Origin of the sequence: Geobacter anodireducens, assembly GCA_001628815.1 — a bacterium.
Classification (GTDB): Bacteria; Desulfobacterota; Desulfuromonadia; order Geobacterales; family Geobacteraceae; genus Geobacter; species Geobacter anodireducens.
The window spans coordinates 1,616,365-1,642,201 of the sequence record CP014963.1; the positions used below are offsets into that span (position 1 = coordinate 1,616,365).

The 25,837-nt window shown below is 59.1% G+C and carries 25 protein-coding genes; 22 read left to right on the top strand and 3 right to left on the bottom strand.

The annotated features are described in order from the left end of the window. Positions 1-12 precede the first annotated feature (12 nt). The 7 genes from A2G06_07295 to A2G06_07325 all read left to right on the top strand — a co-directional run bounded on the left by A2G06_07295 (position 13) and on the right by A2G06_07325 (position 8,630). The gene (locus tag A2G06_07295) at positions 13-1,674 is read left to right on the top strand and encodes a dihydroxy-acid dehydratase (GenBank protein ANA40146.1); all 1,662 of its coding nucleotides are present in this window, start codon (positions 13-15) and stop codon (positions 1,672-1,674) included. A 32-nt stretch (positions 1,675-1,706) separates the two neighbouring features. Continuing rightward, on the top strand, positions 1,707-3,407 hold the full coding sequence (locus A2G06_07300) for an acetolactate synthase catalytic subunit (GenBank protein ID ANA40147.1): 1,701 nt from the start codon (positions 1,707-1,709) through the stop codon (positions 3,405-3,407). 70 nt (positions 3,408-3,477) lie between these two features. Then, a complete protein-coding gene (locus tag A2G06_07305; protein ANA40148.1) occupies positions 3,478-3,969 on the top strand; it encodes an acetolactate synthase small subunit in 492 nt (163 codons plus the stop codon). Between the two features lie 60 nt (positions 3,970-4,029). Continuing rightward, complete coding sequence (locus A2G06_07310) at positions 4,030-5,046, top strand: ketol-acid reductoisomerase (protein ID ANA40149.1); 1,017 nt, start codon at positions 4,030-4,032, stop codon at positions 5,044-5,046. 117 nt (positions 5,047-5,163) lie between these two features. Further along, positions 5,164-5,820, top strand: a complete 657-nt coding sequence (locus tag A2G06_07315; GenBank protein ANA40150.1) for a phosphatidylserine decarboxylase — start codon at positions 5,164-5,166, stop codon at positions 5,818-5,820. Then, complete coding sequence (locus tag A2G06_07320; protein ANA40151.1) at positions 5,817-6,596, top strand: CDP-diacylglycerol--serine O-phosphatidyltransferase; 780 nt, start codon at positions 5,817-5,819, stop codon at positions 6,594-6,596. Before A2G06_07315 ends, A2G06_07320 begins: the two co-directional genes overlap by 4 nt. 495 nt (positions 6,597-7,091) lie before the next feature. Then, positions 7,092-8,630 carry a 2-isopropylmalate synthase gene (locus A2G06_07325; GenBank protein ANA40152.1) on the top strand — a complete coding sequence of 513 codons (1,539 nt, stop codon included), beginning with the start codon at positions 7,092-7,094 and terminating at the stop codon, positions 8,628-8,630. A gap of 152 nt (positions 8,631-8,782) precedes the next feature. Here the strand turns inward: A2G06_07325 and A2G06_07330 are convergent, their stop codons facing one another. Both A2G06_07330 and A2G06_07335 read right to left on the bottom strand, forming a co-directional pair. Next, complete coding sequence (locus A2G06_07330) at positions 8,783-8,983, bottom strand: cold-shock protein (protein ID ANA40153.1); 201 nt, start codon at positions 8,981-8,983, stop codon at positions 8,783-8,785. Between the two features lie 220 nt (positions 8,984-9,203). Further along, on the bottom strand, positions 9,204-10,232 hold the full coding sequence (locus tag A2G06_07335) for a Rossman fold protein, TIGR00730 family (GenBank protein ANA40154.1): 1,029 nt from the start codon (positions 10,230-10,232) through the stop codon (positions 9,204-9,206). 163 nt (positions 10,233-10,395) lie between these two features. Here A2G06_07335 and A2G06_07340 point away from each other — a divergent pair, with 163 nt between their 5' ends. The 6 genes from A2G06_07340 (at position 10,396) to A2G06_07365 (ending at position 16,734) form a co-directional block, all read left to right on the top strand. Beyond that, positions 10,396-11,679 carry a 3-isopropylmalate dehydratase gene (locus tag A2G06_07340; protein ANA40155.1) on the top strand — a complete coding sequence of 428 codons (1,284 nt, stop codon included), beginning with the start codon at positions 10,396-10,398 and terminating at the stop codon, positions 11,677-11,679. 30 nt (positions 11,680-11,709) lie between these two features. Next, positions 11,710-12,237, top strand: a complete 528-nt coding sequence (locus A2G06_07345; GenBank protein ID ANA40156.1) for a 3-isopropylmalate dehydratase — start codon at positions 11,710-11,712, stop codon at positions 12,235-12,237. Between the two features lie 155 nt (positions 12,238-12,392). Then, positions 12,393-13,928 (top strand): hypothetical protein, encoded by a 1,536-nt coding sequence (locus A2G06_07350; GenBank protein ID ANA40157.1) that lies wholly within the window; start codon positions 12,393-12,395, stop codon positions 13,926-13,928. Then, complete coding sequence (locus tag A2G06_07355) at positions 13,915-14,688, top strand: hypothetical protein (protein ID ANA41621.1); 774 nt, start codon at positions 13,915-13,917, stop codon at positions 14,686-14,688. Before A2G06_07350 ends, A2G06_07355 begins: the two co-directional genes overlap by 14 nt. Before the next feature lie 40 nt (positions 14,689-14,728). After that, positions 14,729-15,778, top strand: a complete 1,050-nt coding sequence (locus A2G06_07360) for an ABC transporter substrate-binding protein (GenBank protein ANA40158.1) — start codon at positions 14,729-14,731, stop codon at positions 15,776-15,778. A gap of 83 nt (positions 15,779-15,861) precedes the next feature. Continuing rightward, complete coding sequence (locus tag A2G06_07365; GenBank protein ANA40159.1) at positions 15,862-16,734, top strand: hypothetical protein; 873 nt, start codon at positions 15,862-15,864, stop codon at positions 16,732-16,734. Here the strand turns inward: A2G06_07365 and A2G06_07370 are convergent. Beyond that, on the bottom strand, positions 16,692-17,516 hold the full coding sequence (locus tag A2G06_07370) for a nucleosidase (GenBank protein ID ANA40160.1): 825 nt from the start codon (positions 17,514-17,516) through the stop codon (positions 16,692-16,694). The genes A2G06_07365 and A2G06_07370 overlap by 43 nt on opposite strands. A 272-nt stretch (positions 17,517-17,788) precedes the next feature. Here A2G06_07370 and A2G06_07375 point away from each other — a divergent pair, with 272 nt between their 5' ends. The 9 genes from A2G06_07375 to A2G06_07415 all read left to right on the top strand — a co-directional run bounded on the left by A2G06_07375 (position 17,789) and on the right by A2G06_07415 (position 25,756). Beyond that, positions 17,789-18,541: a 3-deoxy-manno-octulosonate cytidylyltransferase gene (locus tag A2G06_07375; GenBank protein ID ANA40161.1), complete on the top strand. Its 753-nt coding sequence runs from the start codon at positions 17,789-17,791 to the stop codon at positions 18,539-18,541. Positions 18,542-18,559: 18 nt separating this feature from the next. Beyond that, the gene (pyrG, locus tag A2G06_07380) at positions 18,560-20,170 is read left to right on the top strand and encodes a CTP synthetase (GenBank protein ANA40162.1); all 1,611 of its coding nucleotides are present in this window, start codon (positions 18,560-18,562) and stop codon (positions 20,168-20,170) included. A gap of 33 nt (positions 20,171-20,203) precedes the next feature. Further along, positions 20,204-21,022 (top strand): 3-deoxy-8-phosphooctulonate synthase, encoded by an 819-nt coding sequence (locus tag A2G06_07385; protein ANA40163.1) that lies wholly within the window; start codon positions 20,204-20,206, stop codon positions 21,020-21,022. 42 nt (positions 21,023-21,064) lie between these two features. After that, complete coding sequence (locus tag A2G06_07390; GenBank protein ANA40164.1) at positions 21,065-22,030, top strand: D-arabinose 5-phosphate isomerase; 966 nt, start codon at positions 21,065-21,067, stop codon at positions 22,028-22,030. A 20-nt stretch (positions 22,031-22,050) separates the two neighbouring features. Further along, the gene (locus A2G06_07395; protein ID ANA41622.1) at positions 22,051-22,566 is read left to right on the top strand and encodes a phenylphosphate carboxylase subunit delta; all 516 of its coding nucleotides are present in this window, start codon (positions 22,051-22,053) and stop codon (positions 22,564-22,566) included. A gap of 161 nt (positions 22,567-22,727) precedes the next feature. Beyond that, positions 22,728-23,867, top strand: coding sequence for a two-component system response regulator (locus A2G06_07400; GenBank protein ANA40165.1), 1,140 nt, complete (start codon positions 22,728-22,730; stop codon positions 23,865-23,867). Positions 23,868-23,954: 87 nt separating this feature from the next. Then, positions 23,955-24,530, top strand: coding sequence for an LPS export ABC transporter periplasmic protein LptC (locus A2G06_07405; protein ANA40166.1), 576 nt, complete (start codon positions 23,955-23,957; stop codon positions 24,528-24,530). A 1-nt stretch (position 24,531) separates the two neighbouring features. Next, complete coding sequence (locus A2G06_07410) at positions 24,532-25,035, top strand: lipopolysaccharide transport periplasmic protein LptA (protein ID ANA40167.1); 504 nt, start codon at positions 24,532-24,534, stop codon at positions 25,033-25,035. Beyond that, a complete protein-coding gene (locus A2G06_07415; protein ANA40168.1) occupies positions 25,016-25,756 on the top strand; it encodes an ABC transporter ATP-binding protein in 741 nt (246 codons plus the stop codon). Before A2G06_07410 ends, A2G06_07415 begins: the two co-directional genes overlap by 20 nt. Positions 25,757-25,837: the final 81 nt, after the last annotated feature.

Below are 25,837 nucleotides of genomic sequence, written 5' to 3' on the forward strand. Positions count from 1 at the left end.
AGGTAAGTTCCCATGCGCAGCGATACCATAAAGAAGGGCATTGAACGCACGCCGCACCGCGCTCTCATCAAGGGCACCGGCGTCCCCCAGAGCCAGATGGACAAGCCGTTCATCGGCGTGGCCACCAGTTTCACCGACCTGATCCCCGGCCATGTGGGGATGCGCGATCTGGAGCGCTTTATCGAAAAAGGCATCCACTCGGGCGGTGGATACGCCTTTTTCTTCGGCATTCCCGGGGTCTGCGACGGCATCTCCATGGGACACAAGGGGATGCACTACTCGCTTCCCACCCGTGAACTCATTGCCGATATGGTGGAGTCTGTTGCTGAAGCCCATCGGCTCGACGGCCTGGTGCTGCTCACCAATTGCGACAAGATCACGCCCGGCATGCTTATGGCGGCGGCACGGCTCAACATCCCTTCGATCGTGGTTACCGCGGGTCCGATGATGGCCGGCCGTGGCACGGAGGGGCGCCGTTATTCGTTCGTTACCGATACCTTCGAGGCCATGGCCCGCTACAAGGCCGGGGTGATCGACGAGCGTGAGCTCGGTGTTTGCGAGGACAATGCCTGTCCCGGCATGGGATCCTGTCAGGGGCTTTTCACTGCCAATACCATGGCGATTCTGACCGAAACCCTGGGAATGAGCCTCCCCCGCTGTGGCACGGCTCTGGCGGTGTCGGCCCTCAAACGGCGCATCGCCTTTGCGTCCGGGGAGAAGATCGTCGATCTTGTCCGTAACGATATCACCCCGCGCCAGATCCTTACCCGCGACGCTTTTGAGAATGCCATTCGCGTGGACCTTGCGTTGGGCGGCTCATCCAATACGGTGCTCCATCTCCTGGCCATTGCCCGGGAGGCTGGAGTTGACCTGCCGCTGGAGACATTCGACACGCTAGCCAAGGAAACCCCCCAGATATCTTCCATGAATCCGGCGGGCGAGTACTTCATGGAGGATCTGGACGCCGGTGGCGGCGTCATGGGTGTACTCCGGCAGCTTGGTCCTCTGGTCCGTGACAACCCGACGGTCATGGGGCTCTCCACTCTCGAGCTCGCTTCAACCGTGGAGTCTGTGGACGAACGAGTCATTCGTCCCCTGTCGAACCCGGTGAAGAAGGAGGGGGGGATTGCCGTCCTCTTCGGCAACCTGGCGCCCAAGGGCGCCGTAGTCAAGCAGTCCGGCGTCTCGGATGCCATGATGACATTCGAGGGGACTGCCCGGTGCTTCGATTCTGAAGAGGCGGCCATGGCGGCTCTCATGGGGGGCAGAATCGTTGCCGGCGACGTGGTGGTCATCCGCTACGAGGGCCCCAAGGGGGGGCCGGGTATGCGGGAGATGCTGGCACCCACGGCGACCCTCATGGGGCTCGGTCTCGGCGATTCGGTTGCGCTCATCACCGACGGCAGGTTCTCCGGGGGCACCCGCGGTCCCTGTATCGGCCACATTTCTCCCGAGGCCGCAGAGGGCGGACCCATTGCCCTGGTGGAGGAGGGTGACCGCATCCTGCTCGACATCCCCAACCGTCGGCTGGAACTCCTCGTTGACGAGGCGGTTCTGCAAGAGCGTCGTTCCCGCTGGACGGCGCCCGAGCCGAAGATCAAAACCGGCTGGCTCGCCCGCTACGCCAAGGTGGTGACATCCGCCTACACCGGTGCGGTGACCTCGGCCGACTGAAACTTTTTCCATTTGCCCGCAGGAGGCTTTGCATGAAAATGACAGGAGCGAGAATATTACTCGAATGCCTCAAGCTCGAAGGGGTCGATACCGTGTTCGGCTACCCCGGCGGCACGGTAATCAACATCTATGATGAGCTGTTTTCTTTCAAGGAGATACGTCACATTCTTCCCCGGCACGAACAGGCCGGCGTCCACGCGGCCGACGGTTTTGCACGTGCCACCGGTCGGGTGGGGGTAGCCATCGCCACGTCCGGCCCCGGTGCCACCAATACCGTCACCGGCATTGCCACCGCATACATGGATTCCATCCCCGTGGTGGTCATTACCGGCCAGGTACCCACGGCCCTTATCGGCAACGATGCGTTCCAGGAAGTCGATATTGTCGGCATCACCCGGCCGTGCACCAAGCATAATTTCCTGGTAAAGGACGTGAAAGATATCCCGTCCATCATCAAGAAGGCATTCTATATCGCCCGCACGGGCCGTCCGGGGCCGGTCCTCGTGGATCTTCCCAAGGACGTGCAGATCGCCACCGCTGAGTTTCACTACCCGGACTCCATCGAATTGCGGAGCTACAAGCCGACGGTGGAGGGGCATTCCAAGCAGATCGAAAAGGCCGTCTCCCTCATGCTGGAGGCCAGGAAGCCGGTGATCTACGTGGGTGGAGGGGTGATCTCCGGCGATGCAGCCGGCGAACTGTATGATTTCGCCAAAAGGCTCAATATGCCGGTTACCACGACCCTCATGGGTCTCGGCTCCTTTCCCGAGGATGATCATCAGGCTCTGCGACTCCTGGGAATGCACGGGACCTACTACGCCAACATGGCGGTAACCAACTGCGATATGCTGTTTGCCGTGGGCGCCCGGTTCGACGACCGCGTAACCGGTAAGGTCGCCACCTTCGCCCCCCACGCGAAGATCATCCATGTGGACGTGGACCCCACGTCCATCCGGAAGAACGTGCGGGTCGACCTTCCGATCGTGGGCGAGGTGAAGAAGGTCCTGTCCCAGATGCTCAAGGTGCTGGAGGAGCAGGGGGACAAGGTGGAACGCTTCCGCACAGGTATTGAACCCTGGATGGCCGAGATCGAAGGGTGGAAACAGAAGCATCCCATGACCTACAAGCAGACAACCTCGGTCATCAAGCCCCAGTACGTTATCCAGAAGCTTCGGGAGCTTTCCGAGCCCGACGCCATCATCGCCACGGACGTGGGGCAGCACCAGATGTGGACTGCCCAGTTTTTCACCTTCACCAAAGCACGGACCCTCCTGTCATCGGGCGGACTCGGCACCATGGGTTATGGACTGCCTGCCGCCATGGGCGCCCAGGCTGCGTATCCCGATCGCCAGGTCATCGCCATATGCGGTGACGGCGGCTTCCAGATGAACATGCAGGAACTGGCGACCCTGGTCCAGAATCGGTTGCCGGTCAAGATCTGCATTCTCAACAACAATTTCCTCGGCATGGTCCGGCAGTGGCAGGAGCTGTTCTTTGACCGCCGCTACTCCCAGACCTGCATGGAGCTGCCCATCGACTTCATCAAGCTGGCAGAGGCCTTCGGTGCGACCGGCCTCCAGGCCACCAAGGTGGACGAGGTGGAAGGCACCATCAGGAAGGCATTCGAGACGCCCGGACCGGTTATCATGGAGTTCAAGATCGCGCGGGAGGAAAAGGTCCTCCCCATGGTGCCCGCCGGGGCTTCTCTCAATGAAATGGTGCTCAACGCCTAACCGTGCAAGTCGGGTCGGCCGTCGTCGGTGACGCCCGACCCGCTCTCCCATTCCTCAGGAGGCTTCATACATGCGACATACGATCACCGTTCTGGTGGAAAACGAATTCGGTGTTCTCTCTCGCGTGGCCGGTCTCTTCTCCGGCCGCGGCTTCAATATCGACTCACTCTCGGTTGCGCCCACCAATGACGAATCCATCTCCCGCATGACCATCGTCACCCGGGGGGACGACCAGATTCTCGAGCAGATCACCAAGCAGCTCAACAAGCTCATCGATGTCATCAAGGTCATTGATTTCACCGACGGGGAAGTGATTGAGCGGGAAATGGCCCTCATCAAGGTGACCGCCGAGGACGATGCCCGGGCTGAAGTGCTGCGGATCGTCGATATTTTCAGATCCAAAATCATTGATGTTACGCCCCGTTCCTTTACCATCGAGGCCACGGGAACGCCGGCCAAGATCGATGCGATCCTTGAACTGCTCCGCCCCCTGGGGCTCAAGGAGCTCGTCAGAACCGGTCCGGCGGCCATCGGGCGCGGCGCCAGGGGGTGGAAAGGGTAGGGCCGATTACATTCACCGTTCGTTTCAGGTGTTGATCGAACAAATACGAGGAGGAAAGTGATGAAGATTTATTACGACAAGGACTGCAATCTGAGCGTGCTCAAGGGAAAAAGGGTAGCCGTCATCGGCTATGGCTCCCAGGGCCACGCCCATGCCAATAACCTGAAGGATTCGGGTGTCGACGTGGTGGTCGGCCTCAAGGCCGACTCTCCCTCCGTGGCCAAGGCCACCGGCGCCGGGCTGACGGTTCTCCCCACCGCGGATGCGGTGAAGGGTGCCGACGTGGTTATGATTCTCCTGCCGGACGAGATCCAGGGCGATGTCTACCGCGAGGAAGTCGGCCCCTATCTGAAGCAGGGGGCCTATCTGGCATTCGGCCACGGCTTCAATATCCATTTCGGTCAGATCACTCCGCGCCCGGACATCAACGTCATCATGGCTGCTCCCAAGGGACCCGGTCACCTGGTGCGTCACGAATACACGAGGGGAGGCGGGGTTCCCTGTCTTATCGCCATTCACCACGATCCGTCCGGCAACTCCCGCGATGTGGCTCTGGCCTATGCTTCCGCCATCGGCGGCGGCCGCGCAGGCATCATCGAGACCTCCTTCAAGGAAGAGACCGAGACCGACCTGTTCGGTGAGCAGGCCGTGCTGTGCGGCGGCATTTCGGCCCTGATCCAGGCGGGCTTCGAAACCCTTGTGGAAGCGGGCTATTCGCCGGAAATGGCCTACTTCGAGTGCCTGCACGAAACCAAGCTCATCGTTGATCTGATCTATGAGGGCGGTATCGCGAACATGCGGTACTCCATCTCCAACACCGCCGAGTACGGTGACCTGACCCGCGGTCCCCGCGTCATCACCGACGAGACCAAGAAGGAAATGAAGCAGATCCTCTGGGAAATCCAGAGCGGCCAGTTCGCCAAGGAGTGGATGCTGGAGAACAAGGCCAACACGCCGACCTTCAATGCGTTGCGCCGCAAGGGCATGGAGCATCCCATCGAGGACGTCGGCGCACGGCTCCGCTCCATGATGTCGTGGATCGGTTCGTCCAAGATCGTCGATAAATCCAAAAACTGATACACTCGGCTGCACCCACGGTGAGGCCGGATACGACGGGAGTTCTGACTCCACGGTCGCATCCGGCCTCATTTGCCGTTTGACGGGTGGCATCCGGTGTTGACCCGAGGTCCATTGATGCGGAATGAAAACACCCCCATAGCAGTCGAGGGGTATCCCTTTATCGCCATTGCCGGCGTTCTGACGCTCATCCTTGCCGCCGTATCCTGGCATGTTCCCGTTGTCTGGTCGGGGACGGCTCTCTTTCTGGCAATTACGCTGTTCATTGCCTTTTTCTTCCGCAATCCCGAACGGATAACCCCCGGTGACGAGAATGCCGTAGTTGCACCCGCAGACGGCGTTGTCATCTATCTCGGACCTGCCCGCGAAGAGCACCTGGGAGTGGAAACCACGAAAATCAGCATCTTCATGTCGGTGTTCAACGTCCACATCAACCGGGCACCGGTGAGTGGCACGGTGCTCGATACCTTCTACGTGAAGGGCAAATTTCTCGATGTGCGAGACGAACGGGCCACTTTTGAGAATGAGCAGGCGGGGCTGGTCATTGAGACGGCCCGTGGCCTTCGGCTGGCTGTCGTGCAGGTGGCAGGTCTCATTGCCCGGCGCATCGTCTGCTACGCAGGGAAGGGGGACCGGCTCACCAGGGGAACACGCTATGGCCTGATCCGCTTCGGCTCGCGTCTCGACATCTATCTGCCGACCACTGCCGAGATCAAGGTCACCATGGGTGAAAAGACGGTAGCCGGTGAGACCGTCCTGGGGATTCTGCCATGAATGGTGAAAAAATCGATATGTCGGAGAGCATGCGCAAGGGTATTTACATCCTTCCCAACCTCTTCACCACAGGGAGCCTCTTTGCTGGCTTCTACGGCATGGTCGCCACCATGAACGGCGATTTCAAGACGGCAGCCCTCTGGATCCTCATCTCCTCCATTTTCGACGGGCTCGACGGAAAGGTTGCGCGGCTTACCGGCACATCGAGCAAGTTCGGAGTCGAGTACGATTCATTGGCCGACGTTGTTGCCTTCGGGGTTGCTCCCGGTCTGCTCATGTACAAGTGGGCGCTCCAGCCTTTCGGCCGCCTCGGCTGGCTTGCCGCCTTCCTTTTCGTGGTTTGCGGCGCTTTGCGTCTTGCCCGCTTCAATGTGCAGGTCAATACGGTGGAGAACAAGCGGTTCGTTGGACTTCCCATTCCGGCCGCAGCGAGCATGGTTTCCGCAACGGTGCTTCTTTTCTACCATTTCGGCTGGCCAAGTTCGTACAAAAAGGTAGCGATACTCGCGCTCATCTATCTCCTGGCGTTTCTCATGGTATCGAACTTCCGCTACTACTCCTTCAAGGATCCGGAGCTGATCAAACGGCAACCCTTCGCCATGCTGGTGCTGGCCGTATTGCTTTTGATCGTCATAGCGGCTGAGCCGGTCGTCATGCTCTTTGTCATCTTTTTCTGTTACACATTCTCAGGGATCATCGGATTTTTAATGAGCCTGCCGCGCCGTCGCCGCCTGGAAAAAGCGCTCCATCATCGGCATGCCAAGGATGACCACTGACCTGTCTAGGTGTTTTCTTGTGTCAAACAATGTTTGGTATCTTGGAACATGTCATAATTACGAAGAAAATGTCTTGACAGGCCGAGAAGTCGTTCTCTATTATCACTAAACAATTTAGAAAAAGGCCATGAAGAGGAGTAGTAGTCCGACCCCTTATCCTTGTCGAAATGCCGACGCCAGAGAGCCGGTGGGTGGTGCAAACCGGTATAAGGAAGGATGAACTCGCCTCGGAGCCGCCCCCGCGAAATCGGTCGTTGCCGATTGACGATCCGCAGGTAGTTGGGGCCGTATCCCGCGTTAAGGGAAAATGAGGTTCTTGTGCCGCCGTTTATCGGCGCGTGCGAGGACGAAAAAGGGTGGTACCGCGAGCGTAAGCCTTCGCCCCTTTATCAGGGCGGAGGCTTTTTTGTATCCGGCCGATTTTCCGGCCAAGCGACGGTTGCATTTGGCATTGCAACTGGTATGAAACGTCTATCACCAATGAGGAGGTATGCCATGGCAGAGCAGAAAATTATCAAGATATTCGATACAACACTGCGTGACGGTGAACAGTCTCCCGGCAACAGCATGAACATCGAGGAAAAGCTCAGGGTTGCCAAGCAACTCCAAAAACTGAACGTGGACGTCATTGAAGCCGGCTTTCCCATCGCGTCCGAGGGTGACTTCGAAGCGGTCATGCGGGTGGCGCAGACCATCAAGGGCCCCGAGATCGCGGGCCTGTGCCGCGCCAACGACAAGGACATAGACCGGGCCTGGGATGCCCTGAAGTATGCCGGCGAGAAAGGGCGAATCCATACCTTCATCGCCACCTCGGACATCCATATGAAGCACAAGCTGAAGATGTCCCCCTCACAGGTACTGGAGGCGGCGGTCAAGGCGGTGAAGCGGGCCAAGTCGTACACCCCCAACGTGGAGTTCTCCTGCGAGGACGCCGTGCGCACCAACCTGAAGTTCATGGCCGAAGTGGTGGAGGCGGTCATTGATGCGGGGGTGACTACCGTGAACATCCCCGATACGGTGGGCTATACCATTCCCTTCGAATATTTCAACATCATCAAATACCTGAAGGATAACGTTCCCAACATCGAGAAGGCGGTCATATCCGTCCACTGCCACAACGACCTCGGTTTGGCGGTTGCCAACTCCATCGCTGCGGTGCAGGCCGGTGCGGGCCAGGTTGAGTGCACCATCAACGGTATTGGTGAGCGTGCAGGCAACTGCTCACTGGAAGAGTTCGTCATGGCAATCCGGACCCGGCGCGACATCCTTCCGTTCAAGACCAATGTGGCCACGGATCAGATTGTGCCGGCCAGCAGGCTCCTTTCCACCATCACCGGTATCGGCGTCCAGCCCAACAAGGCAGTTGTCGGCGCCAATGCCTTTGCCCACGAGTCGGGCATCCATCAACACGGCGTCCTGATGGAAAAGTCCACCTATGAGATCATGACCCCGGAATCGGTCGGACTCCGGGCTAACGTTCTGGTTCTTGGCAAGCATTCCGGTCGTCACGCTTTCAAAAAGCGCCTTACCGAACTGGGCTATGAGTTGAGTGACGAGGACCTGAATAAAGCCTTCGAGCGTTTCAAGGCCCTCGCGGATATGAAAAAAGAGGTTTTCGACGAAGATCTGGACGCCATTGTGGCGGATGAAGTTATGCGCCCCTCCGAAAAGTATCGGTTGGCACATATTACGGTGACCTGCGGATCGTTTGCTGTGGCAACTGCGACAGTGCAGATGGAGATCGACGGGGTTGCCGTACGTACCGCAGAGTTGGGAGATGGTCCTGTCGATGCCACACTCAAGGCCATCAAAAAGCTCACCAAGACCAAGGCCCGGCTCCAGCAGTACAATGTGGGCTCCATCACCGGCGGTACCGATGCCCAGGGCGAAGTGACCGTGCGCCTCGTGGATGGCAACGAGACAGTGGTTGGCCGCGGTTCATCCACTGACATCATCGAAGCATCGGCAAAAGCCTACATCAACGCCCTCAACCGCCTTCACTTCAGGAAAGAGCGGGCACCGGAGAGCCTGTAACCGGATTGTCGCGATCGCTGTATTACGTTCCAATGAATGTACACACGTAATGCAGCGGTCGCGACCGGTGATGCGAATCGGCACGATGAAACGCAAAAAGCCCGCTGGATGAGCCAGCGGGCTTTTTGTCGGTTAGGCTATGTGGGCCTTGTCTAGGCCTTCTTGACGTTGGCGGCCTGGAGCCCCTTGGGGCCGTTCACCACGTCGAAGGAAACTTGCTCACCCTCGGCGAGGGACTTGAAACCATCCTGCTGGATGGCGGAGAAATGCACGAACACGTCCTCGCCATTGTCCTGCTCGATGAAACCAAAGCCTTTGGCGTCATTGAACCACTTAACTCTTCCGATAGCCATTGTCCTACCTCCTTTGTGCCTCCGGATCTGTGCCGGACTTCGTGGGGATGCTGCTTAAGTTTCCGGAGTTTTGAGGCAGGAAAACCGTGAGAGTCGGGGGGACTTTGCTCAGTTTTCAAGGGCTGCAACAACTTCCGAAACTTGCTGCATTGTCACACTAACACCGGCAATTCATCCTGTCAACAAAATTTTGGCCCGTTTCATGGATGAATTCTTTGTGTCAGAACATGTTGATTTTTCTGATGAATGCAACGAGGAGGCCGTAGTGTTGGTGGTCGAACTGGAGCGAAATGCGTGGCAGCTTCAGCAGGTCGGGCTCATCCGCCTCTTCGGGAAGTGGCGGGCAGCAACTGATGCGGGTACCCGGCTGGCGTAACTCGGGGAATTCATTTTCGAGCTCTTCGATCTGTTCCCGGGTGAGCTCTTTGTTGAGCCGGATGACGAGCCGCTCCTCGAAGAAGCGGAGGGAGTGGTAGTTGCGGTAGAACTCCTCGATGACCCTGATGGCCTCGTCCTCGTCGCGGGTAATGGTGAAAATGGAGAAGTCCTCTGCAGAGATGAATCCTTTGCCGAGGATGCACGAGGTGACGAAATCGAACCAGCGATCCCAGTAGCCGTCGCTGTCGTCGATGAGGACGAGGGGCTTGGGAGAGGTCTTGCCCGTCTGGATGAGGGTGAAGACTTCCATGGCCTCGTCAAGCGTGCCGAAGCCTCCGGGGAAAACGGCGATGGCGTTCGACTCCTTGACAAAGGCGACCTTGCGGTTGAAGAAGTACTTGTAATTGATGAGCCGCGGATTCTGGAGCATCACGGGGTTGGGCTTCTGCTCGAAGGGAAGGCGGATGTTCACGGCAAAAGAGCGGTCGCTGCCCGCGCCCTCATTCCCGGCCTGCATGATACCCGGGCCTCCGCCCGTGATAATCATGTATCCCTTGTCGGCAAGTTTCCGGCTGAAGCGGATGCAGGTCTGGTAGATCGGTTCCTGGGGCTCCGTGCGAGCCGAACCGAAGATGGTCACCTTCCGGCTGGTGCGGTAGGGGGCGAACACGTTGGTCGTGTAGCGCATCTCCTTCATGGTGTTGTTGAGCAGCTTGAGATCTGCCGGATAGCTGGATTCCAGGCCCGATTTGAGGGCTGAAATGATCATTTCACGTATCAGGGCCGGGTGATGGATGGTTCCGACCTTCTCCATAAGGGTGTCGATGAGTGTGTCGATTTCGCCGTTGGTGCGCGTAAAGCTCAGTTCCATGTCTCGCTGACGTCTCCCCGTGAAAAATTTGCGTATCCTAGCATGTCTGTTGCGGTGCAAGCAAATGTTAAACCACATCGAACAAATATTACATTGATTTATAGACCCTGTTTGTTTACATTGGCACCACATTCCATCATGTTAGACGCGAGGATAGTGCGAAATGGGGAAAACTATTGCGGAGAAGATTTTTGCCAGTCATCTGGTTGATGAACCCTTTGCCGGCACTAAGGTGCTGAGGCTCGACGTGGTGATGTGTCACGAGATCACCACGCCCATCGCCATTGCCGACCTGATGGCGCGCGGCAAGGACCGGGTTTTCGACCCGACAAAGATCAAGGCGGTCATTGATCACGTGACCCCCAGCAAGGACTCCAAGACGGCCACCCAGGCGAAGATGCTGCGCGATTGGGCGCGGCGCCACGGCATCGTGGACTTTTTCGACGTGGGCGCCAATGGCGTCTGTCATGCGCTGTTTCCCGAGAAGGGGTTCATCCGTCCCGGCTACACGGTGATCATGGGTGATTCCCACACCTGTACTCACGGTGCGTTCGGCGCGTTTGCGGCAGGCATCGGTACCACCGATCTCGAGGTCGGCATTCTCAAGGGAGTCTGCGCCTTCCGCGAACCGAAAACGATCCGCATTAACCTGAACGGCTCCCTGCCTGAAGGGGTGTATGCCAAGGACGTGATTCTCCACGTCATCGGCCGGGTCGGCGTGAACGGGGCGACCGACCGGGTAATGGAGTTCCGCGGGCCGGTGGTTGACGCCATGACCATGGAGTCGCGGATGACACTGTGCAACATGGCCATCGAGGCGGGGGGCACCTCGGGGATCTGTATGCCCGACATGGTGACGGTCGATTACCTCTGGCCCTTCATCAAGGATGAGTATTCGTCCCGGGAAGCCGCCCGTGAGGCATTCAGCCAGTGGCGGTCCGATGAAGACGCCGTCTACGAACAGGTGCTCGATTTTGACGTGTCGAGCCTCGAGCCCATCGTCACGTTTGGCTACAAGCCGGACCAGGTGAAACCGGTCTCTGAGATTGCCGGTACCCCCGTGGACCAAGTTTATCTCGGCTCCTGCACCAACGGCCGGTTGGAGGATCTGCGCATTGCCGCACGCATTCTCAAGGGAAAGAAGATTGCGCCCACGGTACGCGGCATACTCTCTCCCGCTACGCCGAAGATCTACCAGGATGCCATGCGTGAGGGGCTGATCGATATCTTCATGGAAGCCGGCTTCTGCGTGACCAACCCCACCTGCGGCGCCTGCCTCGGCATGAGCAACGGCGTCCTGGCCGAAGGAGAAGTCTGCGCATCGACCACGAACCGTAACTTCATGGGGCGGATGGGCAAGGGGGGGATGGTCCACCTCATGTCTCCGGCAACGAGTGCCGCAACCGCTATCGAGGGTAAGATAGCCGATCCCCGGAAGTATCTGTAGCGTCCATATTCCCAGCAAGGAGACAGACCGATGAAACAGTTTGGCGGCCCCGTGCTCTTTCTCGACCGCTCTGATATCAATACCGACGAAATTATCCCGGCCAAGTATCTGACCGAGATCACCAAGGAAGACCTCAAACCGTATATCCTGGAAGATCTGAAGCTGCCCGGCTTCGATCCCAAGGGGGAAAAGACGAAGGCTGCGCGTGTCGTTGTCTCCCGGGCCAATTTCGGGTGCGGCTCATCCCGCGAACACGCGCCGTGGGTGTTCGAGGTGAACGGCATCACTGCTGTGATTGCCGAGTCGTTTGCCCGGATCTTCCGTCAGAACATGTTCAACTGCGGCATGGCTGCCATTGAACTCTCAGCCGATACGATCGAGGGGCTGTTCACCTATGCCGGCTGCGCCGACGCGGCCATCTCCATTGATGTGACAGGGCAAACGCTCACCATCTCGGGTGGGGGCACGTCGGAAACCCACTCCTTCGATATTTCGCCCTTCGACAAGGCCCTCGTCCTTGCCGGTGGCTGGGTTGACTACGCCGACAGCAAGTATTGAACATCGTTACATTGCATCGGATTGAAGCTGTTCGAAGGCCCGCCGCACGCGGGCTTTTTTTCTGTTCGCGCGGGCTGGGGTCTTTTCTGTTGACTCCCCGGGTTGCCAAGGGTATTAAAGCTGTCTATACATTATTTTGACACGGCGGATTATACGTGAAGTGCTTTCGTCTCCTGTTCCTGGCAACCCTGGCAACCATAATTGCGGCATCGCCGCTCCGGGCCGCCGATGACAACGGAAGGGAAGGAACGATATTCACCTTCTGGCCCCTGATCGATTACCGGGAAAGTCCGGCCGAGGAGTTCAGCAACCTGTCGATCCTCGGCCCATTGGTCAAGATCCAGCGTCAGGGGGATGAGACGGTCACTGCCCTTCGTCCGCTGGTGTATCGCACATCCGTGGAGCGGGACGATGCCGCCGGGACAAGCATCCTCTATCCCCTGGCTTCGGTCACCAGCGCGCCGGAGCAGTGGAATCTCCAGGTGCTCCAGCTTTTGCAGGTAAATGCGTTCCGCAGGGATGAACCGGGCGAGACCGAGGACACTTCCATGCTGTTCCCCCTCTATATCAGGGGGGAGTCCCGTGAGCACGGCACGTACACGTCGGTTTTCCCCTTTTATGGAACGCTGTACAATCGGCTCTTCCGGGACGAGATACACTATGTGCTCTTTCCCCTGTACGGACGCACCGTGGCAAAGGGGACTACGACGCGTCATTATCTCTATCCGTTCTTTGCCACCATCGAGGGACAAGAAGAGTCCGGTTGGCAATTCTGGCCCCTCTACGGCAGGTCGAGCGGCGAAGGGCGCTATGATAAGCAGTTCGTGCTGTGGCCCTTGTACCTCAGGGAGCGCGCCGGTCTCGATACGGACAATCCGACCGAGCGACTCACGATGTTTCCCTTCTATGCATCGACGGAGTCGCCCCGGCTATCGTCCCGCTCCTATCTCTGGCCCTTTGCCGGATGGTCCAGCGATCACGCGACCGGTCAGGAGGAGCGCTATTACCTGTGGCCCTTCATCATGACCGCCCGGGGGGAGAAGCGGGAAGTCGATCGCTTTTTGCCGTTCTATTCCCGCGAACAGACCAGGGAGTCGGTCAAGCAGTGGTATCTCTGGCCGTTGGTCAATCATGACGAGATCACGTCGGACACCTACTGCCGCGATCGGGACCGGCTTCTGTTCTTCCTGTACTCCGACAGCATCGAACGATGGCCGATTGATGGCGCGGAGCGGAGAACCACGGCGCTCTGGCCACTGTTCACGTTCCACCGCAACGAACGGGGGGTGAAGAGTTTCAGCTTCCCGGCTCCGCTGGAGCCGTTGACACCCCGCGAGGGCATTGAGCAGAACTGGGCGCCACTCTGGCGTCTCTATATCCAGAAGTGGAACGATGGTGGCGATTCGGCAGTTTCCTTTCTCTGGAATCTTTACTGGCATGAGAAGCGGGGCAATGATCTGGCGTATGAGGTTTTTCCGCTTCTCGCGTATCGCACCCGGGGCGAAGGTTCAGATGTGTCGATCCTGAAAGGCCTCGTACGTTATCGTTCGTCAGGTGACAAGAGGATGCTCCGCCTGTTCTGGCTTCCCTTCGGCCTGGAATGGACGGAAGGCAGCCACGAGGCGCGGGGCGCGACGCCTCCCGGCGAAACCCGTATCGAGGCGAGGTATGAACCTGATGGGCATGTTTGAACGAGTTGGCAAAAAAGTTCTGTCCTTCCACGAGGTACTGGGTGAAATGCTGATGCTGCTCGGCAGAACGGTCTGGTTTTTCCGGGAAGCCCCCCGGAACCTGCCGAGCATTTTCAACCAGATGGCGATCATCGGTTATGAGACCGTGCCCATTGCGTCGGTCATGGCTTTTTTCGTGGGGATGGTCCTGGCGCTCCAGACCGGCGTCGAACTTCAGAAGTACGGAACCCAGAACATCATCGGCGGCATCGTGGGGCTTTCCATGGTGCGCGAGCTGGGACCGGTCATGACCAGTTTTCTCGTGGCCGGTCGGGTGGGTTCGGCCATGGCGGCGGAGATCGGCGTGATGAAGGTCTATGAGGAGATCGATGCGCTCAAGACCCTCGATATCAACCCGGTGCGCTACCTGGCCATGCCGCGGCTCATCGCCTGCCTGGTGTGCGTGCCGGCCCTGGTTATCTTCGCCAATGCCGTCGGAATCGTGGGCGGGGCCATCATGAGCCACCTCCACCCGAAGATATTCATTTCCTACTCGACGTATTACGACAGTCTCAATACGGCCCTCAAGCTGAAGGAGGTGGGGGCCGGCCTGGTGAAGGCAACGGTTTTCGGCGGGATCATCGCGCTCGTTGCCTGTTATACGGGATTCAAGACCAGCGGTGGCGCCCGGGGCATCGCGCAGGCAACGACCCGGGCCGTGGTCTTGTCGTTCATGCTGATTCTGGTGGCCGATTATTTCCTCACCAGGATTCTGATGTAGCTAAGAGGATTGACCTGTCGGGAGACGGGGGGGAGAGTTCATGGCGCTGTCGACTGAAAAGAAAGTGGGTTTTTTCTTCATGGCCGGATTGGTGGTCCTGGGGGTGATGCTCGAATTGGGCGAGCGGTGGAACCCCTTTGAGAAGAGCATCCCCTATGTGACCTATCTTTCGAGCACCACCGGCCTCAAGGTGGGAGACCCTGTTCGCCTGGCCGGTGTTGAGGTCGGGAAGATTACCCGGATCGATATCGAGGACGGCAGAGTGAAGGTCGGTTTCGAGGTCAAACCCGGGACCCGGATCAGAACCGATTCAGTGGCGACCATCCGGCTGACGAACCTTCTGGGGGGGCAGTTTCTGGGGATTTCCTTCGGTACTCAGACCGCTGACATCCTTGCGCCGGGCTCCGAGGTGAAGAGCAGGGAAATTGCCAATATTGACATCATCGTCGACAACGTGAGCGATCTGACCAAAGATGCGCGGACGTTCCTCAACGATCTGAACACCAACCAGAACGAGGTGTTGGGGAAAATCTCGACCATGCTCGACGAAAACAGGGGGAATCTCAAGGGCGCGGTCCAGAATCTCAACAGCATCACCGCAAAGATGGACCGGGGCGAAGGCTCACTTGCAATGCTGCTGAATGACAAGGCCCTCTATCACAACACCAACGAGCTCGCTGCGAGCCTCAAGACCGTCACCGCGAAGATAGAGCGGGGCGAGGGTTCGCTGGGCAAGCTGGTAAACGAGGATGCGCTGTATGTCGAAGCCAAGGGGGCATTGGCCGAGTTGAATGCCGGCGCCAAGGATATCAAGGAAATCGCGGCCAAGATCAACAAGGGTGAGGGGAGCGTCGGCAAGCTCGTCAATGATGAGACTCTTTACAACGAGCTGCGTGACGCCTCCAGAAACATCAGTGACGTGGCACGCAAAATCAACGAGGGGCAGGGCACCCTTGGCAAGCTGGTGAACGATGACAAGCTCTACCGTGATACCGCCGCCGCCATGAAGAAACTGGACAAGGCAGCCGACGGCCTCTCCGATTCGGGGCCGATCTCGGTGCTTGGAAGTGTTGTCGGCACGCTGTTTTAACGGGTACTAGCTGGAGCAATACTGTAATGACGTGAGCGCGGAGCCGTGTGGTGCGGCTCCGCGTTTGTTCGTCAGGAGGAACTATGGAAGACGTTCTGCGAATCGCGGTGGGAACCGTGACCATGCGGCCCTACGTATTTGCCTTTTTTGCAGCGTACCTGGTGGCGGCGGTGCCGCACCTCGGCTGGCGCAAGACCCTGTTGTTCACCGCGGCCGGCTATCTGATTTCCTTTGCGTCCGAGTTCAGCTCCATCAATACGGGAATACCCTACGGCTGGTACTATTACATCGACGCGACCCGCGATCGTGAGCTGTGGATCGCCGGGGTACCGTTTTTCGATTCCCTTTCCTACGTGTTTCTTGCCTACTGCAGCTATGCCACCGCACTGTTCGTTGTGTCACCGGTCAAGGCGTGGCGATGGGATGTCGTTACGCTCGAATCGCGGTCTATCCGGGGATCCTTTGCGGTTCTCTTTCTCGGCTCCCTGTTTCAGGTCTTCCTCGACATTATCATCGATCCGGTGGCCCTCCAGGGGTATCGCTGGTTCCTGGGCCAGATTTACGGTTACCGGGAGCCCGGCATCCATTTCGGCGTTCCGCTCTCGAACTACGTGGGATGGTGGGTCGTGAGCGTGATCATGGTGTTCGTCCTGCAGCGGATAGATCTATGGAGCGAAGGGAAGGGAGGGAAGCCCGCAGGGGTAGCCAATCCGCCCCTGCGCTCGCTCTACGGGCCGATCCTCTATCTGTCGGTGCTCGTCTTTAACCTGGCAGTGACCCTCTGGCTCGGTGAATACCTCATTGCGCTGACCGGGATGCTGATCTATGTCCTGGCGGGTTCAATTGCGATTGTTACCATTGTGCGCCGGACCAACCGCTACCGGAAGGAGGAGCTGGCCGAGCATCTGAGTGATTATCCCTGGTCCGCCGTATCGGGACGCAGCGCAAAAGAGTAGGATCGGGGGGACGCGGTAATGGCAGGCAGCGTTTCCGCCAGCGCGATGACGGCCGCGGCCAGCAGTGTGCCGGCCCGTCTCGATGAACGCGCCAGCCTGACGAGCTGCGGCATGATCCAGGGTTTTCGGAGCAGGGTGGCCATGACCCGGTGCGGCCTGATATTCAGGCCGGCATCGGTAAATTCGTCCAGCGAAAAGCCGAACTCTTCCCCGGCATCGTCGGTAATGGCCCGCAAAGCCAGGAGCGGGATGCCGTGCCGGGCGGCAACGCCCGCCACGGCGGCCGTTTCCATGTCGAGCACCGGTGATGTCACAGCGGCCGGAATCAGTGGCGCGACGAGATGTTTGGCGAGGATTGTGCCGGCGGTAATGACGGTGCCGGCGGTCAATGCAACGGAGGTGCGCTGTGCCAGGGACTTCATGGCACTGGCGGCGAGGGGGGCGTCTATCCCGGCTGCGGGGGTGAAATCCCTTCCGTCATAGTTCAGGCACCCGGTTCCCATCACCAGGTCGCCGACCGACAATCCCGGCAGCACGCCGCCTCCGAATCCGAATGAGACGACCACGTCGGGGCAGGCCAGCCCGACAAGCCGCTCCGCCGCCGATTCCGCCCGCTCCGGCCCCATGCCCGACTGGGCGAGCCAGATAGCCGCATCGCCCATCTGTGCGCGCCAGATGGGAAAGGGCTGGTGCGCAAGCAGTGTTGCCCCGCGCAAGAGGCGCAGCAGGGGGCGGGTTTCGTCCGGCATGGCAGCCATGAGGCCGATGGTTATGGGGGGCATGACCGGTCTCCGCATGAAGGTGAATGAGGGCACTCTATCAGAGCTGGTGCGCCCCGGGCAACGCATTTCACTCCTTGACACGCCCCTGCCTTTGCGGTAGCGTTATACGTCCCACCTGTCGGAAGGGACACACTCTGCAGTACATCTCTTGCCTTCACTCGGTCAATCTCGTTGGTAGCGTCATTTCAGCCAGTTGCACGTTTCGCCCCTGCAGGGCGCGTGACGTTCGCGCATGCCGTTCAGGGCGAGTGCAGGTATGTGGGGGCCTTTGTATGAACATTACTGCCATAATCCCCGCCCGCTTCGCGTCGACCCGCTTTCCCGGCAAGGCTCTGGCCGATATTGCGGGCAAGCCGATGGTTCAGCATGTGTACGAGCGAACCGCACGGGCGCGTCTTGTGTCTGAGGTTGTCGTGGCAACGGATGACGACCGGATCGCCCAGGCGGTCCGCGGCTTCGGCGGCAGGGTCGAAATGACCTCCCGGGACCACGAGACGGGAACGGATCGTCTCGCCGAGGTGGCCTCGCGCATCGGGGCCGAGATCATAGTGAACGTGCAGGGTGATGAACCGCTCATTGAGCCCGCCATGATCGACGAGGCGATTGCTCCGCTTGCGGAGAATCCTGCCGTTCGCATGGGGACCCTCAAAAGCCGCATCCGGACGCTTCACGACTTTCTGAGTCCCAACGTCGTGAAGGTTGTGACCGATCTGGAGGGGTATGCGCTCTACTTCTCCCGCTCGCCGCTTCCTTTTTTCAGGGACAAGTGGAATGACTTGAAAGACGAGTCCTTTGCATCGGGGCGGCTGCTCTGCTACAAGCATGTGGGGCTCTATGTCTATCGGCGCGATTTCCTGTTGGAGTTCGCAAAAATGCCACCCACCGTCCTCGAGTTGGCGGAAAAGCTCGAGCAACTCCGGGCGCTGGAGAACGGCTGCCGGATCAGGGTGGTTGAAACAGCGCACGAGTCGATCGGTGTCGACACCCCCAACGACCTGGAAAAGGTTCTCGAAAAGTTGAAATAATCTGACTCAGGAGTGTGCATGAAAACCAAGTTCATCTTCGTAACCGGCGGCGTCGTGTCCTCCATCGGCAAAGGGCTTGCCTCGGCGTCGCTCGGGGCACTGCTGGAGTCCCGCGGTCTGCGGGTCACCATGCAGAAGCTGGACCCTTACATCAATGTCGACCCCGGCACCATGTCGCCGTTCCAGCACGGCGAGGTCTTTGTCACCGACGATGGTGCCGAGACCGATCTCGATCTGGGGCACTACGAGCGGTACACCTCAGCCCGTCTCTCCAAACGGAGCAATTTCACCACGGGTCAGGTCTACTTTTCGGTCATTGAAAAGGAACGGCGCGGCGATTACCTGGGTGGGACCGTGCAGGTCATTCCCCACATCACCGACGAGATCAAGCACAAGATCCTGGAGAACGCCAAGGGGGCCGATGTGGCCATCGTGGAGATCGGAGGAACGGTCGGCGATATCGAGTCGCTTCCGTTCCTGGAGGCGATCCGTCAATTCAAGGCAGACCGGGGGGTAGGGAATGTCCTTTACCTTCATGTGACCCTTGTGCCGCACATCAAGACAGCCGGCGAACTGAAAACCAAGCCGACCCAGCACTCGGTCAAGGAACTGCGGGAGATCGGCATTCAGCCCGATATCCTCATCTGCCGCTGCGAGATGGAGCTGCCCCGGGACATGAAGGCCAAGATCGCCCTGTTCTGCAATGTGGAAGAGAAGGCGGTCATCACCTCCACCGACGCGGAACACATCTACGCGGTGCCCCTGGCGCTTCACAAGGAAGGTCTCGATGAGCAAGTGGTCGAAAAACTGAACATCTGGACCAAAGCGCCTGATCTCAGCCCCTGGCACAGCGTCGTGGAGAAGCTTCGCTCGCCCCTGAGGGGAGAGGTCCGCATTGCCATCGTGGGCAAGTATGTCAATCTCACCGAGTCGTACAAGTCCCTGTCCGAGGCCCTTACCCACGGCGGAATCGCCAACGACTGCCGGGTGGCTCTCACCTATCTGGATTCCGAGCGGATCGAGAGCGAAGGGGTCGGTAGCGCCTTTGACGACGTAGATGCCATCCTGGTGCCGGGTGGCTTCGGCGAACGGGGAACCGAGGGCAAGATCAAGGCCATCGAATATGCCCGCACCCGGAAGATTCCGTTCTTCGGCATCTGTCTCGGCATGCAGATGGCGGTGGTGGAGTACGCCCGCAACGTTTGCGGGCTCGACGATGCCTGTTCCAGCGAGTTCCGTCCCGATTGCACCCACCCGGTCATCAGCCTGATGGAGGAGCAACGCGACATCGACCGGTTGGGCGGCACCATGCGGCTCGGTGCCTATCCCTGCAGCCTCACCAAGGGGACCTTTGCCCAGAAGGCATACGGTTCACTGGAAATATCAGAGCGGCACCGCCACCGCTACGAGTACAACAATGTCTTCCGCGAGACCCTTGTGGCCAACGGCCTCGTCATTTCGGGGCTCTACAAGGAAGGAGACCTGGTGGAGATCGTGGAGGTCGCCGATCATCCCTGGTTCCTCGGCTGCCAGTTCCACCCGGAGTTCAAGTCGAAGCCGCTCAACCCTCATCCTCTGTTCAGGGCGTTCATCGCAGCAGCCATTGAACAGAGGGACAAAAGGCGATAGGCTGTCAACCTATTCCCACAACGAGAGGTTTGTATGACCAGAGAAATTACCATAGGCTCCGTAAAGATTGGGGGCGATCGTCCGCTGGTGCTCATAGCCGGTCCCTGCGTGATCGAAAACGAGGCGGCAACCCTGCGCTGCGCCGAGCGCCTGATGACCATCTGCAACGGCGTATCCCTGTCGCTCGTGTTCAAGGCATCCTATGACAAGGCGAATCGCACGTCGGTTACCTCGTTCCGCGGCCCCGGTATGCAGGAGGGGCTGCGCATTCTCCAGAAGGTGAAAGACTCCCTCGGTATCCCGGTCATCTCGGACATCCACTCAATCGAGCAGGTAAAGCCGGCCGCCGAGGTACTCGACATCATCCAGGTTCCCGCGTTTCTCTGCCGCCAGACCGACTTGGTGGTGGAAGTCGGCCGGACGAACCGGGTGGTCAATGTCAAGAAGGGGCAGTTCATGGCCCCTTGGGACATGGAGAACGTGGTCGGCAAGATCCTGTCGACCGGCAATGAGCGCATCATCCTGACTGAGCGCGGGGTATCGTTCGGTTACAACAATCTCGTTTCCGACATGCGGAGTCTCCCCATCATGCGCCGCATCGGCTTCCCGGTGGTCTTCGACGCAACCCACAGCGTTCAACTACCCGGCGGCCAGGGCGGTTCCTCAGGCGGACAGCGCGAGTTCGTGGAGTACCTGTCCCGGGCCGCGGTCGCCACCGGAATCGACGGTATCTTCATGGAAGTCCACGAAGACCCGGACAAGGCCCTGTGCGACGGCCCCAACTCGGTGAGGCTCGACGATCTGCCCGCGCTGCTCAAGAAGCTGAAGGCAATCGACGCCATCGTGAAATAGAACCCGGACCCGCCATTGGCCGGTTCCTGAAACGGAAGCACAATGATTCTTGAAGAAGCGCGAAAAGTCATACGGGTCGAAGCAGCAGCACTCATGCGCCTTGCCGATTCCATCGACGGCGAGTTTGAAAAGGCGTTGCGCCTCATTCTCGACACCCGCGGACGGGTTGTCGTTACCGGCATGGGGAAGTCGGGGCTCATCGGCCAGAAAATAGCCTCAACCATGGCGTCCACTGGCACGCCGGCCCTGTTCCTTCACCCGGCGGAAGGGGTTCATGGCGACCTGGGGATGATCATGAAGGGGGACGTGGTCATTGCCATCTCCAACAGCGGTGAAACCGAAGAGGTGGTGCGCATCCTGCCGATCATCAAGCGACTCGGTGCTGCCCTCGTTTCCATGTCGGGCAATGCCTCGTCCACGCTTGCCAAGGCGGGCGACGTGTTCCTCGATATTTCGGTTGCCGAGGAGGCCTGCCCCCTCGGTCTGGCCCCCACCGCATCCACCACCGCAACCCTTGCCATGGGTGATGCACTTGCGGTGGCTCTCCTCATTGAGCGCGGGTTCAGGCCCGAAGATTTCGCCCTGTTCCACCCGGGCGGCTCCCTGGGAAAGAAACTTCTCCTCACGGTGGAAGACCTGATGCATTCGGGCGACGCCGTGCCGCTGGTGGACACTGCCACGCCGATCCGCGACGCCCTGTTCGTCATCACGGCCAAAGGGCTCGGCATCACCGGCGTCTGCGCGGAAGACGGCTCCCTGGTGGGGGTGGTCACCGACGGGGACCTGCGCCGCTCTCTCGGCAAGGGGGTCGATGTCCTTAATCAGGCCGCCGGGGAGATCATGACCCGCAATCCAAAGAGAATCAATCGTTCCGAGCTGGCTGCCAAGGCTCTCCAGGTAATGGAGTCCCACTCCATAACGTCCCTGTTCGTCTTCGACGATGCGGCCGCTAACCGGCCGGTGGGGATCATTCACCTCCATGACCTGTTGCGGGCGGGCTTGGCATGACCGCCGGGGAACGGGAACTCATGAACGGGCGCCTTGCCGGGATCAGGCTGTTGCTGCTCGATGTGGACGGCGTCATGACCGATGGCCGGATCATCTTCGACTCCAACGGGGTGGAAAGCAAATTCTTCAACGTCAAGGACGGCCACGGCATCAAGATGATTCAGCGGGCCGGCATTCAGGTGGGGATCATTTCGGGCCGGCAGTCGGTGGTGGTTGCCAATCGGGCCGCAGAGCTGGATATCCCGATACTCTTTCAGAAGGCCATCGACAAGCTGGCACCGTACGGGGAGATTCTCAGTGCCACCGGCCTGGAGGACTCGCAGGTCGCCTTTGTGGGTGACGATGTGATCGATATTCCGGTGCTGCGGCGGGTCGGCTTTGCCGCCGCCCCCGCCGATGCCGTCCCGGAAGTGCTGCCGTTCGTGCATTTCATTACCCGCAATCGCGGCGGCTGGGGAGCCGTCCGCGAGGTCTGCGATCTCCTTCTCAGGGCCCAGGGAAAGTGGGACGAGATCACCGCACGCTATTACCGCTAGAGCGGTATTCATCATGCTCTTCTTCTGACGCTCCTCCTTCAGTAAGCCTGCGCCTAAAGCCCCGTCCGTTTTGTCCGAAAAGAGAGTATCTCCCATCATCTTCCCCTTGTTCTCGGGGGCGGCGCCGGAGCGTGTCCGTCCTTCCGTAAGGAGCAATCACCATGCTCAAGCGACACGATGGAACCATAGTCGTCATCGATGACGACCCCTACGTGCTCGAAAGCCTGTCGGCGCTTCTCGTTGCCTACGGTTATGCCGTGCATCCCTTCGGCCGGGGGGCCGATGCCATGCGTCGCCTCGCCGGCGGCGGGATCGACATTGTCATTACCGACATCAATATGCCCGAGATGACGGGGATAGAAGTCCTGCGGGCCATTCGGACCTCCAACCAGGATGTGCCGGTGATCCTCATGACCGGTTATGCGGAATTGTCCGTGGCGGTGGAAGCGATCAAGCAGGGCGCCTTTGACTTCATTATCAAGCCCTACGATCCGCTCTATCTGTTTCATGCAGTAGAAAAGGGAATCAATTATTACCGCCTGCTTAAGATCGAAAAGAACTACAAGATCGAACTGGAAAATACGGTCAGGCAGCGGACCGGAGAGCTGGCCGACACCCTGCAGATGCTTAAAGACATGAGCAAGGAGGTTGTGCAACGCCTCACCGCTGCGGCGGAGCTCCGCGACGAGGACACCGGCGCCCACATCTCCCGGATCGGGCTCTATGCCAATCATATGGCGCGTGAGCTGGCCATGAGCGATGAATTCGTCGATACGATAACGCTGGCGAGCGCCATGCACGATATCGGCAAAATCGGCATTCCCGATTCAATTCTCTTCAAGCCGGGGCCGCTTTCCAGTGAGGAATTCGCAACGATCCGCACTCATACGGTGATCGGGGCGCACATCCTTCGGGGATCGTCCTACGGCATGCTCCGGATGGCCGAGTCGATTGCCCTCTGTCACCATGAGCGGTGGGACGGAACAGGCTATCCCTACGGGGTGAAGGGGGAGAATATCCCCGTGGAGGGGCGCATTGTCATGCTCGTGGATCAGTATGACGCCCTGCGCAGCCCACGGGTCTACAAGCCCCCCTACGACCATGAAACCGCGTGCAGGATCATTCTTGAAGGTGACGGTCGGACCATGCCGGCACACTTTGATCCGGCACTGCTCAGGGCCTTTCGGAATAGTGCTGGCCGTTTCGATGAGATATTCGAAGGGGAAAACCAGTCTGATACGGGCGGGGCCGTGGGGACTTGCGCGGCTGCGGGTGCGGAGTTGCGGAACATGAGGTACTAGCACTACAATCTTTGTGCCAAAACAGGCATAAGCGCATTGAAATTCCTTTACAGGGTAAGGGTGAGATGGTATACTGCCCCTGTTTTTATGGTAAAGACCAATAAAATCAGGCATATTCTTGCCGTTGTCATCGTTCTCACGACGCTCTATCTCGCGGCGGCGCTCGCCATTCGCCTGGTGGGCGGCAATGAAAAAGAGGCGGGATTGCCCAAGCTTCCCCGCAACATAGATCTCTCGCTGAAGACCCTTCATTATGCCGAAACGCGGGAGGGGGTAAAGAAGTGGGACCTCTATGCCGACAGGGGCGAGTACGATCGGCAACGCGACGTGACGCTCCTGACGGGGGTGCGGATCGTATTTCCCGGCACGGACAAAACTGGGGAGATCACCCTCAGGTCGGACAAGGCCGAGTACTTCAACGCCACAAAGGACGTGACGCTTACAGGAAACATCAATGCCCGAAGCACATCCGGCATGGAGTTTACGACCGGCAAGGCATTCTACCGGGCGTCGCGCCAGCTTGTGGTGACCGATGACCGGGTCAGGTTTCGGGATGCCCGGTTTATCGTCGAAGGGGTTGGAATGGAGTTTCTCGTCCCGACCCGCACCTTGCGGATACTGAATGATGTGCGGGCTACCATCGCGCCCGCCCCAAAGGATTGAAATGAAGCGGACGCTCATCTCCGCGCTTTTCCTGCTGGCCGTGACGGCGGCTGCCGTTGCCGGACCGTTGCCGGCCAGTCGGGGAGGGCAGCCGATCACTGTAAAATCCAACGAACTTTCCACTGACAGCCGCAGCCGGACCGCCACATTTAGCGGTAAGGTCACGGCCAGGCAGGGCGATCTGACCATTTACTCCGATCGGCTCGTCATTCACTACCGCGAGGACGGCGGCGACGTGGAAAAGGTCGAGGCGGTCGGCAACGTGAAGATCGTCCAGGGCGACCGCCTTGCAACGGCCAGGGAGGGTGTTTACTACAACACGGAACAGAAAATCGTCCTGAGCGGTGAGCCCAAGGTGTATCAGGGGGAAAACATGATCTCCGGCAAGGTCATCACCTACTTTGTCAACGAAGAACGGAGCATCGTGACCGGTGGCGGCGACTCCCGGGTCGAGGCTGTCATCCATCCGAAGGACAAGGGGAAGAATGGCGGCACGAAACGCTGAAACGGCCCTCAGGGCGCACGGTCTTAAAAAATCCTTTGGCAAGCGTACGGTGGTGAACGGCGTCGATCTCCTGGTGGCTCCCGGCACGGTGGTTGGCCTGCTGGGCCCCAACGGTGCGGGCAAGACGACCACGTTTTACATGGTTGTGGGGCTCTGCCGTCCCGACGGCGGCCAAGTCGTTCTCGGCGAAGAGGATATCACGGCGTTGCCCATGTACCAGCGGGCGCGGCGCGGCATCAGCTATCTCCCCCAGGAGCCGTCAGTATTCCGCAAGCTCACGGTTGAGGAGAACCTGCTCGCGGTCCTGGAGACCATGGATTACTCCCCGGCTGAACGGAGGGAGAGGGCCGACGAGCTTCTGGTGGAGTTCAAGATAAGCCATATCGCGCGGAGCAAGGGCTATTCCCTTTCCGGCGGCGAACGGAGGCGGGTCGAAATCGCCCGCGCCCTTGCAACGAATCCGTCGTACATTCTCCTTGATGAGCCCTTCGCCGGCATTGACCCCATTGCGGTCATCGATATCCAGGGGATCATTACGGCCCTCAAGGAGAGCGGCATAGGCATTCTGATCTCGGATCACAACGTGCGCGAAACCCTCGGTGTATGCGACAGCGCATACATCATGAATTCCGGAGAGGTCATAGAGCATGGCGATCCGGTCGCCATTGCCGAAAGCAGGACAGCCCGGGAGATTTACCTGGGAGAATCATTCAGGCTCTAGCAGCGGTCGGAGTCCGGTGCGCAACCCGTTCACGAGGGAGAGCGAGCCGGTTTTACAGCCGGATCTTCCATCAAAGGTGTG